Source organism: Agrobacterium sp. 10T429, assembly GCF_056393925.1.
The window spans coordinates 708,831-722,363 of the sequence record NZ_JBFTGV010000001.1; the positions used below are offsets into that span (position 1 = coordinate 708,831).

13 protein-coding genes are annotated in these 13,533 nt (G+C 59.1%); 8 read left to right on the forward strand and 5 right to left on the reverse strand.

The window, feature by feature from the left end:
* The first annotated feature begins 170 nt into the window (after positions 1 to 170).
* The 5 genes from AC1DCP_RS03435 (at position 171) to AC1DCP_RS03455 (ending at position 4,855) form a co-directional block, all read left to right on the forward strand.
* Positions 171 to 611, forward strand: coding sequence for an RrF2 family transcriptional regulator (locus AC1DCP_RS03435; RefSeq protein ID WP_025592702.1), 441 nt, complete (start codon positions 171 to 173; stop codon positions 609 to 611).
* A gap of 245 nt (positions 612 to 856) precedes the next feature.
* Positions 857 to 1,882: a sulfate ABC transporter substrate-binding protein gene (locus tag AC1DCP_RS03440; protein ID WP_003511869.1), complete on the forward strand. Its 1,026-nt coding sequence runs from the start codon at positions 857 to 859 to the stop codon at positions 1,880 to 1,882.
* Positions 1,883 to 2,083: 201 nt separating this feature from the next.
* Positions 2,084 to 2,941, forward strand: coding sequence for a sulfate ABC transporter permease subunit CysT (cysT, locus tag AC1DCP_RS03445; protein ID WP_038490139.1), 858 nt, complete (start codon positions 2,084 to 2,086; stop codon positions 2,939 to 2,941).
* The gene (gene cysW / locus AC1DCP_RS03450; protein WP_003511871.1) at positions 2,934 to 3,803 is read left to right on the forward strand and encodes a sulfate ABC transporter permease subunit CysW; all 870 of its coding nucleotides are present in this window, start codon (positions 2,934 to 2,936) and stop codon (positions 3,801 to 3,803) included. Before cysT ends, cysW begins: the two co-directional genes overlap by 8 nt.
* Positions 3,804 to 3,814: 11 nt before the next feature.
* Positions 3,815 to 4,855: a sulfate/molybdate ABC transporter ATP-binding protein gene (locus tag AC1DCP_RS03455; protein WP_003511873.1), complete on the forward strand. Its 1,041-nt coding sequence runs from the start codon at positions 3,815 to 3,817 to the stop codon at positions 4,853 to 4,855.
* Between the two features lie 547 nt (positions 4,856 to 5,402).
* Here the strand turns inward: AC1DCP_RS03455 and AC1DCP_RS03460 are convergent.
* From AC1DCP_RS03460 to AC1DCP_RS03470, 3 genes are all read right to left on the reverse strand, one after another.
* Entirely contained in the window at positions 5,403 to 6,416 is a 1,014-nt protein-coding gene (locus tag AC1DCP_RS03460; protein WP_065688078.1) for an NAD(P)H-quinone oxidoreductase, read from the reverse strand.
* 88 nt (positions 6,417 to 6,504) lie between these two features.
* Positions 6,505 to 8,307 carry a GGDEF domain-containing protein gene (locus AC1DCP_RS03465; protein ID WP_013635646.1) on the reverse strand — a complete coding sequence of 601 codons (1,803 nt, stop codon included), beginning with the start codon at positions 8,305 to 8,307 and terminating at the stop codon, positions 6,505 to 6,507.
* A gap of 183 nt (positions 8,308 to 8,490) precedes the next feature.
* Entirely contained in the window at positions 8,491 to 8,730 is a 240-nt protein-coding gene (locus AC1DCP_RS03470; protein ID WP_025592709.1) for a ribbon-helix-helix domain-containing protein, read from the reverse strand.
* 346 nt (positions 8,731 to 9,076) lie between these two features.
* Here AC1DCP_RS03470 and betI point away from each other — a divergent pair, with 346 nt between their 5' ends.
* From betI to betA, 3 genes are all read left to right on the forward strand, one after another.
* A complete protein-coding gene (gene betI / locus AC1DCP_RS03475; RefSeq protein WP_003511878.1) occupies positions 9,077 to 9,697 on the forward strand; it encodes a transcriptional regulator BetI in 621 nt (206 codons plus the stop codon).
* Positions 9,698 to 9,708: 11 nt separating this feature from the next.
* Complete coding sequence (gene betB, locus AC1DCP_RS03480; RefSeq protein WP_065688079.1) at positions 9,709 to 11,190, forward strand: betaine-aldehyde dehydrogenase; 1,482 nt, start codon at positions 9,709 to 9,711, stop codon at positions 11,188 to 11,190.
* A 69-nt stretch (positions 11,191 to 11,259) separates the two neighbouring features.
* Positions 11,260 to 12,909 carry a choline dehydrogenase gene (gene betA, locus AC1DCP_RS03485; protein WP_065658185.1) on the forward strand — a complete coding sequence of 550 codons (1,650 nt, stop codon included), beginning with the start codon at positions 11,260 to 11,262 and terminating at the stop codon, positions 12,907 to 12,909.
* 3 nt (positions 12,910 to 12,912) lie between these two features.
* Here the strand turns inward: betA and AC1DCP_RS03490 are convergent, their stop codons facing one another.
* Both AC1DCP_RS03490 and AC1DCP_RS03495 read right to left on the reverse strand, forming a co-directional pair.
* Positions 12,913 to 13,212, reverse strand: coding sequence for a type II toxin-antitoxin system RelE/ParE family toxin (locus tag AC1DCP_RS03490; RefSeq protein WP_003511881.1), 300 nt, complete (start codon positions 13,210 to 13,212; stop codon positions 12,913 to 12,915).
* Positions 13,209 to 13,481 carry a YlcI/YnfO family protein gene (locus tag AC1DCP_RS03495; RefSeq protein WP_003511882.1) on the reverse strand — a complete coding sequence of 91 codons (273 nt, stop codon included), beginning with the start codon at positions 13,479 to 13,481 and terminating at the stop codon, positions 13,209 to 13,211. Before AC1DCP_RS03495 ends, AC1DCP_RS03490 begins: the two co-directional genes overlap by 4 nt.
* Between the last annotated feature and the right edge of the window lie 52 nt (positions 13,482 to 13,533).

Sequence of the window (13,533 nt, forward strand, 5' to 3'; positions counted from 1 at the left end):
GAAATGACAGTCTTTGTGCGCTGCACTTCAGAGCAAAAATGCCTCACCCGCACGATCTATGAGCAAAAGATGCCCGTTCACCTTCTTTGCAGCTTGGATTTGAATTGTGACAACTTCTGCGCTAAGCCGGAATTGCCGGGTATCCGGGCTTGTGTTCTACTGGTTTCACGATGATTTCGCAGAAGGCAAAATATGCGCTGAGGGCGCTTCTTTCGCTGGCAAAGGCCGACGGCGGCTGTCCTGTGCAAATTTCCGATATTGCCCGCGAACAGGCCATTCCGAAAAAATTCCTTGAACAGATCCTTCTCGAAATGAAGAAGGAACGCATCGTCGAAAGCAGGCGCGGCAAGCAGGGCGGTTATTTGCTGGCGCGCCCGGCTGCCGATATCACCTTCGGCGAGGTGCTGCGCCTCATCGACGGGCCGCTCGCTCCGTTGCCCTGCCTGTCGCAGACCGCCTATCGCCGGTGCGAGGATTGCGATGGCGAAAAGCAGTGCGAAATACGCCACGTCTTCGCCCGCGTGGCCGATGCCACCCGCAATATCCTTTTCAACACCACCGTTGCGGATGCCGTTGCAGGCGTGGAAGTGCCCGAACTTTTGACGGCCTGACGAAAAAATCGTCTAAAACACCTGAATATTTTTCGCCGTAACGCCAAAAAATCGTCAAAAATGTGAAACGGTTTTGCATTCAGCAAAGTTTTACACGACGCTTGTTGCGCCTTTCGCCTATGCTGCGCTGTATTTGTTGCCCGTGGAAACGCTCTCGGGAAACACTTTTTCGATCGTATTCGGCCTCATTGACCAACTCTACCGGTCCAGTAGAGTTAAGCCATCTTCATCAGGAGGGAATACCGATGTCCAAGCTTCTGTCCGGTTTGAGCGTTTTCGCTCTCGGTCTATCGCTGGCTCTGGGAGGTGTCGGCTCGGCTGCCGCGCAGACCAAGCTGCTTAACGTGTCCTATGATCCGACCCGCGAACTCTACAAGGATTTCAACGAAGCCTTCGCCAAGAAGTGGAAGGCCGATACCGGTGAGGATGTCACGATCCAGCAGTCGCATGGCGGCTCCGGCAAGCAGGCTCGTTCGGTCATCGACGGTCTGGAAGCCGATGTGGTGACGCTGGCGCTGCAGAGCGATATCGATGCCATCGTCCAGAATTCCGGCAAGATCAACAAGGACTGGCGCGGCCGCCTGCCGCATAATTCCTCGCCCTACACCTCCACCATCGTGTTCCTCGTCCGCAAGGGCAACCCGAAGGGAATCCATAACTGGGGCGATCTGGTAAAGGGCGACGTGCAGATCGTTACCCCGAACCCCAAGACCTCTGGTGGCGCACGCTGGAATTACCTTGCCGCCTGGGCGTGGGCGAATGAAGAGTTCAAGGGCGATCAGGACAAGATCAAGGCCTATGTCGGCGAACTCTACAAGCGCGCTCCGGTGCTCGATACCGGTGCCCGCGGCTCCACGGTCACATTTGCGCAGCGCCAGATCGGCGACGTGCTGCTGGCCTGGGAAAACGAAGCCTATCTGGCCGGTCAGGAATTCGGCGCGGATGCCTTCGACATCATCGTGCCGCCGATCTCGATCCTCGCCGAGCCGCCGGTCGCCGTGGTTGACGCGAACGTCGACGCCAAGGGCACCCGCAAGGCGGCGGAAGCCTATCTGCAATATCTCTATTCCGACGAAGGTCAGAACATTGCGGCGAAGCACTTCTATCGTCCTTCGAACCCCGCGGTTGTCTCCAAGGATCTGCTGAAGCAGCTGCCCGACATCAAGCTCGTCACCATCGACGATCCGCAGTTTGGCGGTTGGGCCAAGGCGCAGCCTGAACATTTCGGTGACGGCGGCATCTTCGACCAGATTTACAAGCCCGCCAAGTAAGCGGATGATGGGCTGAAGACAAATCCGCCCACCCCGCTTAAGGGAACTTGAAAAACGACAAATCGATCGACCGGACACCGTGCCGGTCGATCCTTTATAACAAGGCCGGGGAACACCGGCTCCCAGAGAGCATTTCCAGGAAAAGTGGACCCCGGTTTTCTGTCCGGAAATGTGCCAAACTAAAGATTATCCGGAGCGTTGATGAGCAATAATACATCCGGAAACAGGTGGAAGTGGCGTCAATCGAGCGTGATACCCGGCTTCGGCCTGACGTTCGGTTACACGGTCGTCTATCTGTTTCTCATCATTCTTATTCCGCTCGGCGGCCTCGTCTGGTCCACGGCGAAACTTGGTTTTGCAGATTTTATTGCGATCGCTGTCGATAGCCGTACACTGAATGCACTGCGCGTCAGTTTCGGCACCGCCTTCATCGCCGCACTGGTGAACGCTGTTTTTGGCGTCATCGTCGCCTGGGTTCTCACGCGGTATCGTTTTCCCGGCCGGCGTTTCGTTGATGCCATCGTGGATCTGCCCTTTGCCCTGCCGACGGCGGTTGCCGGCATCGCGCTCACCACGCTTTATGCCAATCGCGGCTGGGTCGGCTCGCTGTTCGAACCCTTCGGCATCAAGATCGCGTTTACGCCGACCGGTATCGTCATCGCGCTGATCTTCATCGGCCTGCCATTCGTGGTCCGCACCGTGCAGCCGGTCATGGAAGAAATAGACCGGCAGGTGGAGGAGGTGGCGGCAACGCTCGGCGCTAACCGTTTCCAGACCATCAGCCGGGTGCTGCTGCCAAGCCTCACGCCCGCCATCCTGACGGGCTTCGCACTCGCCTTCGCGCGCGGTATCGGAGAGTACGGCTCGGTCATCTTCATCGCCGGCAATATTCCCTACGTCTCGGAAATCGCACCGCTCCTCATCGTCATCCGGCTGGAGGAGTTCAATTATGCGGGCGCGACGGCCATCGCTACCATCATGCTGATCATTTCCTTCGCCATGCTGTTCCTCATCAATCTCATCCAGGCCTGGAGCCGCAAGAGGTACGGTTATGTCTGATGCTTCCCGCACCTCGTCCCGACCGTTCCGCGATCCCGCCAGCGAGAGCCTGCCTGCCCGGCTGGTGCTGATTGCGATTGCCTTCCTGTTCCTTGCGGCTTTCCTCGTGCTGCCGCTGGTATCGGTGTTCTTCGAGGCATTTCGCAAAGGCGCCGATGCCTTCTGGGAAGCGATCGTCGAGCCGGATGCACTCTCCGCCATCCGTCTGACACTGCTTGTCGCCGCCATTTCGGTGCCGCTCAACCTTATCTTCGGTGTCGCCGCCGCCTGGGCGATTGCGAAATTCGAGTTCAAGGGCAAGGCATTCCTGATAACGCTGATCGACCTGCCGTTCTCGATCTCGCCGGTCATATCGGGTCTGGTCTATGTCATCTTGTTCTCTTCGCACAGCGTGCTCGGGCCATGGCTGAAGAGTTATGGCATCGAAATCCTCTTTGCTGTTCCGGGCATCGTGCTAGCCACCATCTTCGTCACCTTTCCCTTCGTCGCGCGTGAACTGATCCCGCTGATGCAGGAGCAGGGCAATGGCGATGAGGAGGCGGCGATCTCGCTTGGCGCAACCGGCTGGCAGACCTTCTGGTATGTCACGCTGCCGAATATCAAATGGGGACTGCTGTACGGGGTGCTGCTCTGCAACGCCCGCGCCATGGGCGAGTTCGGCGCCGTCTCTGTCGTATCAGGCCATATTCGCGGCGAGACCAACACCATGCCGCTGCATGTCGAGATACTCTATAATGAGTACAATATCGGCGCGGCCTTCGCGGTGGCGACGCTGCTGGCTGGTCTGGCGCTCGTGACGCTCGTTCTCAAAACCATTCTCGAAATACGCTTTGGCGCGGGCAACGCAGCCGGCAAGCATTGAAAGGCATATTCATGGAAGTGAAAGTTTCCGGCATCACCAAGCAGTTTGATCGCTTTCCGGCGCTGAACGACGTGTCGCTCGACATTCGTTCCGGCGAGCTGATCGCGCTGCTCGGTCCCTCCGGTTCCGGCAAGACGACGCTGCTGCGCCTCATCGCCGGCCTGGAGCAGCCGACCCAAGGCCGCATCTTCTTCGGTGATGAGGATGCCTCGCACCGCTCGGTGCAGGAGCGCAATGTCGGTTTTGTGTTTCAGCACTACGCCCTGTTCCGCCATATGACGGTTGCCGACAACATCGCCTTCGGCCTGAAGGTGCGCCCTTCCGCCTCCCGCCCGCCGAAAGCGGAAATCCGCAGGCGAGTTTCGGAGCTTCTGGACATGGTGCATCTGACCGGCCTCGAAAAGCGTTACCCCACCCAGCTTTCCGGCGGCCAGCGTCAGCGCGTGGCACTTGCCCGCGCAGTTGCCATCGAGCCGAAGGTGCTGCTGCTCGATGAACCCTTCGGCGCACTCGATGCCAAGGTGCGCAAGGAACTGCGCCGCTGGCTGCGCGAGTTCCACGACCGCACGGGCCACACCACCGTCTTCGTTACCCACGATCAGGAAGAAGCACTGGAACTGGCCGACCGCGTCGTTGTCATGAGCCAGGGCAAGATCGAACAGGTCGGCACGGCGGATGACGTCTACGACACGCCCAATTCCCCGTTCGTCTTCTCCTTCATCGGCGAATCCTCCAGCCTGCCTGTGACGATCCGCGACGGCCAGGTGGTGTTTCAGGGCGAGAGCATCGGCGTCGCCGAAAATGGCGCAGGTGAGGGCGAGCTGTTCTTCCGTCCGGAAGATGTGGTGCTGACCGACGAGAAAAACGCGCTTTACGGCAAGGTTACCACCTGTCGCCGCCTCGCCGGCACCCGTATCGCCGAAATCGACATCGCCAATAACGGCCATGACCCCTATCACCTAGAAATCGAGGTGCCCCTCAACGCCGCCGTGGCGGTAGGTGCCGAACTGCGGTTTCGCCCGACCCGGTGGAAGGTGTTTGGCAAGAAGTAGGGGAGATGCGGCTGCGATTGGCAGCTGGCGGTTCCCGGTCATACTGGCCTTGAGCCGGTATCCAGCCAACCCAACTCCGTAGGTTGAAAAGAACCTTTCCGCCGCGCAGACGCGCGTCCGACGGATGTATAAGATGTCTGCAACGCTAGCGTACACACCGTCATTCCTGTGATCGTCACAGGTTGCCAGCCGGCGCGCGTCTGCGCGGCGGTGAAACTCCATTCAGCCCAAAGACTTGGTCTGGCTGGATCTCTGTGACAAGCACAGAGATGAGGGAACCGGGTAAACGCGCCGATCACCCCAGAAACGGAAAAGGGTCGCCAGAGGCGACCCTTCCATGAGCTTGGTCCTGTTTACAGACCCGGGACTGTTTCTCAACGTTCCGAAGGCAAGAGGTTTTTACGCCGAGGGCTGCCCCGTCGAAAACCCACCCTTTCCATTGCCTGCACCAGAGACCGAAATCTCATTAGACATTGGATCACCTCCTTCCGATACGTTGAACATAACTAGAAGGTAGTACGATTCGTCATTAATGCAAGAGGTCTGATCAGGACACCCGCATCACGATCTTGCCGATATGATTGCTGGTCTCCATCAGCCGGTGGGCCTCCACAACTTCGTCCAGCGTGAAGACCTTGTTGATGACAGGCGTAACCTTGCCGCTTTCGATGAGTGGCCAGACCTGTTCGATAAGCTCATCACGGATGGCGCGTTTCTCGTCAGCGGTACGTGGCCGCATGGTGGAGCCCGTGACGGTCAGGCGTTTGACCATGATTGGCCGCAGATCAACCTTTTCAGCCACGGCGCCGCCCAGAAAGGCGATGATGGACAGACAGCCATCCTTGGCGAGTGCGGCAATGTTCTTTTCGAAATAGGCGGCACCGATCATGTCGAGAACCACATCGACACCCTTGCCATCGGTCTCGGCCTTGATGACGGCGGTGAAATCCTCGTCGCGGTAATTGATGGCCCGTTTGGCACCAAGCTTGACGCAGGCCTCGCATTTTTCCGCAGAACCCGCCGTCGCATAGACATCAGCGCCGAAGGCTTTGGCGAGCTGGATGGCGGTTGTGCCGATACCGCTGGTGCCGCCGTGGATGAGCACGCTTTCGCCTTCGGTCAGGCCCGCCATCTGGAAGAGGTTGGCCCAGACGGTGAAGAAGGTTTCCGGCAGCGCGGCGGCCTTGACGGCGTCGTACCCCTTGGGGAAGGGCAGGGCCTGACCGGCCGGCACGGTGCAGTATTGCGCATAACCGCCGCCATTGGCGAGCGCGCAGACCTTGTCGCCAGGTTTGAATTCGCTGACGCCTTCGCCGAGCGCCACCACTTCTCCGGCAATTTCGAGGCCGAGGATCGGGCTTGCGTCCTTCGGCGGCGGATAGGCGCCCTGTCTCTGCGCGACATCGGGGCGGTTGACGCCGGCCGCCTCGACCCTCACCAGGATTTCGCCTCTGGCGGGGGTTGGCAAAGGTGCTTGCGAAAGCTGCATCACCTCCGGTCCACCATGGGAGGGAAGGTCGATGAAGCGCATTTTTTTGGGCAGGGTCACATTTTCGGGCATGGCCAGGGGCAATTCCTCATTTGTCGGCGTTACCTGAAGATTTAGGACAGATGTACCGCTTAGGGAAGGAGGCCCTTTGTCGCTGATGTCATTTTGTCTCCCCGAACACCCGGATGACGAGGCCGCCTTCGTTTTCTTTCGCGGCTGTCTTGATGCCGGCGATCTCGCTGCCGATGCGCTCGGGATTGGCGATGATCAAACCTTTTGGCAATGTGAGAACGCCGATGGAGCAACGCAGCAGGGCAAAATCCCGCTCATTGCCGCGACGGTCCAGCCCGACCATGCGACCAGCCTGACGGTCCTCTGGCGAATAGAGTTCGGCCACTTCACCGTGAAAATCGCTGAGCAGCCGCTCGAGGATTTCCGTCAGTTCCTCCACCGCCCAGTCACGCACGCCGACGAAGAAGTCGTCGCCGCCGATATGGCCGAGAAAGCAGTCGCCGGCGAAAAAGTAGCGACGCATCAGTGCGGAAAACAGAGTGATGGCGTGGTCGCCGGCATTGAAGCCGTATTTATCGTTGAAGGGTTTGAAATTGTCGAAATCGCAATAGCAGAAGAAACGGGTCTCATCGCCATCGCCGCAGCTGTCGGCGATGAAGCCGCCGATGGCGCGGTTGCCCGGCAGCGCCGTCAGCGGGTTCTGGTCCTGCGCCATCTTGAGCTGTTTTTCATTGATGACCTTGATGAGCGATGCGGCTGAGACGATGCCGGCGTAACGCATGTTTTCGGTCAGGATGATGCAGGCGCTGCCGCCCATGCTGGCGAACATGTTCATCAGTTGATCGGCATCGGCGTCGAGACCCACGATCGGCGCAGGATCGACGAAGTGGGAAATGGTGCGCTCGTAGATCTTGTTCTTGAGGAGATCGCGCCCGAAAGGCCGGTAGATGTATTCCTTGAGGTGATATTCGTTGATGACGCCGCGCGGTTCGCCATTGGCGTTGAGCACCGGGAAAAACGCCTGCTGCGGGTTTCTGCGGAACAATTCGAAGACGCTGTCGACGCTGTCATGCTCATAGACGGTGGGAAGACGCTCTATTTCGCGACGGATGAGGATTTCGTCCAGCGACTGGCTGTTGCGCCGCGCCACGCCCACKCGGTTGAGGTGCGGAAAGCTCTCGGGAAGTTCGCTGGTGAAAACCGTCGGCCTGGCGATCAGCCAGCCCTGCACCAGATCGACGCCATATTCGCGGCAGGTGAGAAATTCCGCTTCGGTCTCGATGCCTTCCGCAATGACCCGGACGCCGAGAACATGAGCGATGTTGACGATGTTGCGCACGAGATGCTGCTTGCGCGGAAGATGATCGACACCGCTGATGAAATGCCGGTCGATCTTCAGGTAATCAAGCGGATAGTCGCATAAAAGCTTCATCTCGCCGTGACCGGCGCCGAAATCGTCGATCGCCAGCTTGAAACCTTCCTTGCGCATGCGGGCGATCAGCGCCTTGAACTCCGGCACGCTGGTATTGTCGAAACGTTCGGAAAGTTCAAAGCATATGGAGGAGGCCGGAATGCCCGCCCGCGCCAGATGGCCAACGAGCTTGTCGAGAATGGCGTCCCCGTGCGGGATAAGCCTTACATCGAGATTGAGAAAGAGGGTGGTGGTGGAAAAATCCGCCAGGGTGGAGAATTTAGCGAGCGCCCGGCTCGCCAGCATCTGCTCGAAGGCCTTCAGCTCGCCATCCTCGGCAGCCTGGTCGAGAAGCGCGAGCGGATTGGAAAACCCAAGCCGGTCATGGCCGCGCATCAGTGATTCATATCCGAAAATCGTGCCCGTCGTCGCCTCGACGATCGGCTGAAATGCGGTTTCAAGCACAAGCTTCGCCATGGGAAACATGTGCCCGGAGGCAAACCGCCTTATGACATCGTTCTCCAGCGTTACGGCCGGCATTTCTGTTCTCCGCTATTGCCAGTTCCCCGTTGGTGGCATGACAAGTCAAATGCACACACGGGAACTTGTCTCTTTTCAGCAGACAATCGCAGATTACAGGTCAACAAAAGCTTTCACGACTGTGAAGCTTTAATGAAGGTTTTATCACGGGCCCCTCAATAGCCAGGGGTATCCAGCAGGCCCTCAGGCCCGGCGCACATGGCCGGTGTGAGCGGCGTAAAGTTCCGCGACATTCAGGCGTTCACGATCCGCCTCGACAGGTGCTGCAGCCTCTGTATCTGCGCCGGTTGCGGCAGCAGAGGCCGCCCATAGTCTCAGCGCGGCCCTTACGACCTCGCTGCCGGATGCGTAGGCGCCGCTATTCACGGCCTCGCGCATTCTTGCTGCCTGTTCCGGGGAAATCGATACTGTCACCATTGGCATGATATCACTCCCTTGTTCAACCGTTGCGAAGGCATCTCCGGTCCGTGTCGGGACCTCATGGGGATCGCGGTCTTGCGGGCGTTTTTTCAGTTTTCGTCTGGCGCCGCTTCCAGCGAAATTTGTATCACTCTGCATATTAGCACGAAACGTGTTCCATTCCCAATTTGCAGTATATCACGGTTTAGTTTTTCCCCTGTGAGCGGCTCCTCAGCATGGGAGCGGCTAGTCTTATCCGGCCTTGCCCGGTTTTCTTTGATCCATGGCAAATCAGCGACATGAAATGGCGCGTTTTTTATTGATTGATTGATCAATCAAGAATATTTTGCTCGCCATCAAGGAGACCCTTATGCCCAAGATCGGAATGGAGCCTTTGCGCCGCAAGGCGCTTGTGGATGCGGCGTTACGCACCATAGGCCACCATGGTTCGCTGAATGTGACAATGTCGGATATTGCCCGGGAAGCGGGCGTATCGCCGGCGCTTGCGCATCATTATTTCGGCAGCAAGCAGCAGCTTCTTCTGGAAACCATCCGCAGCCTGCTGCGGGATCTGAGGCGCGATGCGGTGGCGGCGCTGACCCGCGCCAATGGCCCGCGCGAACGGCTGAGCGCCATCGTTCACGTCTCTTTCCAGAGCGACCAGTTCACGCCCGAGACGGTGGCGGCATGGCTTGCCTTTTATGTCGAGGCGCAGCGCTCGGAAGAAACCCGCCGCCTGCTGGTGCTCTATTCCCGTCGCCTGCGCTCGAACCTCATGGCAAGCCTAAACCGGCTATGCCCGCCCGATGACGCGGCGCGCATTGCGGAAGGTGCAGCAGCCCTTATCGACGGGCTGTATATCAGGCACAGCCTGCGTTCGGCCCCGCTTGGGCTCGCCTCAGCGCCGGCCCTTGTCGAAGACTATTTCGACTTGCAGCTCAAACCATATCCTGATGGACAGCGCCCGAAGCCGTCCGTCCGCATTCTCTAGGAGTATTCGACATGACTATCGCGACGTCTCTCAGGGCGCAGCCCAAAGCCTCGCATTTCATTGATGGCGACTATGTCGAAGACAATGCCGGCACGCTTTTTGAAAGCGTCTTTCCGGCCACCGGCGAAGTCATTGCAAGGCTGCATGCGGCAACGCCCGCGATTGTCGAGCGCGCCATTGCATCGGCCAAACGCGCCCAGAAGGAATGGGCGGCAATGAGCCCCATGGCGCGCGGGCGTATATTGAAACGCGCCGCCGATATCATGCGTGAACGCAACGAGGCGCTCTCCACGCTCGAAACGCTGGATACCGGCAAGCCGATCCAGGAAACCATCGTCGCCGATCCGACCTCGGGTGCCGATGCCTTCGAATTTTTCGGCGGTATCGCGCCTTCCGCGCTGAACGGCAACTACATCCCGCTCGGCGGCGATTTCGCCTATACCAAGCGCGTGCCGCTCGGCGTCTGTGTCGGCATCGGCGCATGGAACTATCCACAGCAGATCGCCTGCTGGAAGGCGGCCCCGGCGCTCGTTGCCGGCAACGCCATGGTCTTCAAGCCATCGGAAAACACCCCGCTCGGCGCTTTGAAGATCGCGGAAATCCTGATCGAGGCAGGGCTGCCCAAGGGCCTGTTCAACGTCATTCAGGGTGATCGCGATACCGGCCCGCTTCTGGTCAACCACCCGGATGTCGCCAAGGTCTCGCTCACCGGCTCGGTGCCCACCGGCCGCAAGGTGGCCGCCGCCGCCGCTGGGCATCTCAAGCATGTGACGATGGAACTCGGTGGCAAATCGCCGCTGATCGTGTTTGACGATGCCGATATCGAAAGCGCTGTCGGCGGCGCGATGCTCGGCAATTTCTATTCTTCCGGTCAGGTCTGCTCCAACGGTACCCGCGTTTTCGTGCAGAAAAAGGCAAAGGACCGCTTCCTCGAAAACCTGAAGCGCCGCACCGAGGCGATGATCCTCGGAGACCCMCTGGATTACGCCACCCATCTCGGCCCGCTGGTCTCCAAAGCCCAGCAGGAAAAGGTGCTTGGCTATATCGAAAAGGGCAAGGCGGAGGGTGCGACGCTGGTAACCGGCGGCGGCATTCCCAACAATGTTGCAGGCGAGGGCGCCTATGTGCAGCCGACCGTGTTTGCAGATGTGACCGATGACATGACTATCGCGCGCGAGGAAATCTTCGGCCCGGTCATGTGCGTGCTGGATTTCGATGATGAGGATGAGGTTCTCGCCCGCGCCAACGCCACCGAATTCGGCCTTGCCGGCGGCGTCTTCACCGCCGATCTGGCCCGCGCTCATCGCGTGGTCGACCAGCTGGAGGCGGGCACGCTGTGGATCAACACCTACAATCTCTGCCCGGTGGAAATCCCATTCGGCGGCTCCAAGCAGTCCGGTTTCGGGCGCGAGAATTCGGCGGCGGCGCTGGATCATTATAGCGAGCTGAAGACGGTTTATGTGAGCACGGGGAAGGTGGACGCGCCTTATTGAGATTTGGTGGGGGGACCCCACCCTCAGCCCGTCAATCGGAACCAACGCTCATTGAAGAGAGAGCAAATCATGCACGCAGATTACGTCATCGTCGGTTCCGGTTCCGCAGGCTCCGCCATCGCCTATCGCCTGTCGGAAGACGGCCGTTATTCGGTGATTGTCATCGAGGCTGGCGGCTCGGATTTCGGGCCTTTCATCCAGATGCCGGCCGCACTCGCCTGGCCGATGAGCATGAAGCGCTACAATTGGGGCTATCTCTCCGAACCCGAACCGAACCTCGACAATCGCCGCATCACCGCCCCACGCGGCAAGGTCATCGGCGGTTCGTCCTCCATTAACGGCCTTGTTTACGTGCGCGGCCATGCCGAGGATTTCAACCGCTGGGAGGAACTGGGCGCGCATGGCTGGGCCTATGCGGATGTGCTGCCTTACTTCAAGCGCATGGAACACAGCCATGGCGGCGAAGAGGGATGGCGCGGCACGGATGGGCCGCTGCATGTTCAGCGCGGGCCGGTCAGCAATCCGCTGTTCCACGCCTTCATTCAGGCTGGCGCGCAGGCAGGCTTCGAGCTGACAGACGACTATAACGGCTCCAAACAGGAAGGTTTCGGCCTGATGGAGCAGACCATCCATAATGGCCGCCGCTGGTCCGCTGCCAATGCCTATCTGAAGCCGGCGCTGAAGCGCGGTAATGTCACGCTGGTCAATGGCTTCGCCCGCAAGGTCGTCATCGAGAACGGCCGTGCCGTCGGCGTCGAAATCGAGCGCAGGGGCGGGGTGGAAACCATCAGGGCCGATCGTGAGGTCATCGTCTCGGCATCGTCTTTCAATTCGCCGAAATTGCTGATGCTTTCGGGCATCGGGCCTGCGGCTCATCTGAAGGACATGGGCATAGAGGTTAAGGCGGATCGGCCGGGTGTGGGTGCAAACCTTCAGGACCATATGGAGTTTTATTTCCAGCAAGTCTCCACCAAGCCGGTGTCGCTTTACTCCTGGCTGCCCTGGTTCTGGCAGGGGGTCGCGGGCGCGCAATGGCTGCTGTCGAAAGGCGGGCTAGGGGCCTCCAACCAGTTCGAGGCCTGCGCCTTCCTGCGTTCAGCGCCTGGCCTGAAACAGCCTGACATCCAGTACCATTTCCTGCCCGTCGCCATCTCCTATGATGGCAAGGCTGCTGCGAAAAGCCATGGTTTTCAGGCACATGTCGGCTACAACCTGTCGAAGTCGCGCGGCAATGTCACGCTGCGTTCCGCCGATCCGCATGACGACCCGGTCATCCGTTTCAACTATATGAGCCACCCGGAAGACTGGGAAAAATTCCGCCATTGCGTGCGCCTCACGCGAGAGATTTTCGGCCAGAAAGCCTTCGACGATTTTCGCGGGCCGGAAATCCAGCCGGGCGAAAAGGTGGAGACGGACGAGCAGATCGACGCCTTCCTGCGCGAACATCTGGAAAGCGCCTATCACCCCTGCGGCACCTGCCGGATGGGCGACAGGAACGACCCCATGGCGGTCGTTGATCCCGAATGCCGGGTGATCGGCGTGGAGGGGCTGCGGGTCGCCGACAGCTCGATCTTCCCGCATGTGACCTATGGTAATCTGAACGGCCCGTCGATCATGACGGGCGAAAAGGCGGCGGACCACATCCTTGGCAAAACCCCGCTGCCGCGCTCCAATCAGGAGCCGTGGGTAAACCCGCGCGCGGCCGTCAGCGACCGGTGAGGATCAATGGTAATCGTCCTCGCGCTGGTGGCGAACGGCGGCAATGGTGACTGTTTCCGGGCCGTCGATGCGGAACAGCACGATATAGCCGGATGACCCGAACGGCACGAGGAGTTCACGTATCAGCCCGTTTTCAGAAGATGCCTTACGGCAACTGAAGGGAAAATCGCTGAGAATGTCTAATCCTGCTCTTATGGCGTGAATGGCCTTCTCGGCCACATTGATGTCGTATGCGATCAGAAAATCATAGATGCGATCGAAATCCGCCAGTGCTTCTTCGGTATAACGAAGCTGATATGTCATTTCCGTTTCGCGGCTTTCGCAGCATCGAGTTTTCTTTGCATCATCGAAAGAACATCGTCGGTGCTATAATAGACACCGGTGCGCTCCGCTTGTTCGAGCGACGCCAGCCCGCGCGCAATGAATTCCGCCTGCGATTTGCGGATTTCCACCTGCCTGCGGACCGAATCCTCGACAAATGACGATAGCGTCTCGCCGTCTTTCAGAACGCTTTCTGCCGCCTCGCGGAAATCCGCCGTTACACGCAGCGAAGGCAAAGTTGCGGTTTTCATCTTTTCTCTCCATGCGTTGCATTTGCGATGCGCAGCTTCTGCCATCTGTCGC

Excerpts from the sequence above, each read along its gene's own strand:
- AC1DCP_RS03435 (WP_025592702.1), top strand. The coding sequence starts at position 171 with ATGATTTCGCAGAAGGCAAAATATGCGCTGAGGGCGCTTCTTTCGCTG.
- AC1DCP_RS03440 (WP_003511869.1), top strand. The coding sequence starts at position 857 with ATGTCCAAGCTTCTGTCCGGTTTGAGCGTTTTCGCTCTCGGTCTATCG.
- cysT (WP_038490139.1), top strand. The coding sequence starts at position 2,084 with ATGAGCAATAATACATCCGGAAACAGGTGGAAGTGGCGTCAATCGAGC.
- cysW (WP_003511871.1), top strand. The coding sequence starts at position 2,934 with ATGTCTGATGCTTCCCGCACCTCGTCCCGACCGTTCCGCGATCCCGCC.
- AC1DCP_RS03455 (WP_003511873.1), top strand. The coding sequence starts at position 3,815 with ATGGAAGTGAAAGTTTCCGGCATCACCAAGCAGTTTGATCGCTTTCCG.
- AC1DCP_RS03460 (WP_065688078.1), bottom strand. The coding sequence starts at position 6,416 with ATGCCCGAAAATGTGACCCTGCCCAAAAAAATGCGCTTCATCGACCTT.
- AC1DCP_RS03470 (WP_025592709.1), bottom strand. The coding sequence starts at position 8,730 with ATGCCAATGGTGACAGTATCGATTTCCCCGGAACAGGCAGCAAGAATG.
- betI (WP_003511878.1), top strand. The coding sequence starts at position 9,077 with ATGCCCAAGATCGGAATGGAGCCTTTGCGCCGCAAGGCGCTTGTGGAT.
- betA (WP_065658185.1), top strand. The coding sequence starts at position 11,260 with ATGCACGCAGATTACGTCATCGTCGGTTCCGGTTCCGCAGGCTCCGCC.
- AC1DCP_RS03490 (WP_003511881.1), bottom strand. The coding sequence starts at position 13,212 with ATGACATATCAGCTTCGTTATACCGAAGAAGCACTGGCGGATTTCGAT.
- AC1DCP_RS03495 (WP_003511882.1), bottom strand. The coding sequence starts at position 13,481 with ATGAAAACCGCAACTTTGCCTTCGCTGCGTGTAACGGCGGATTTCCGC.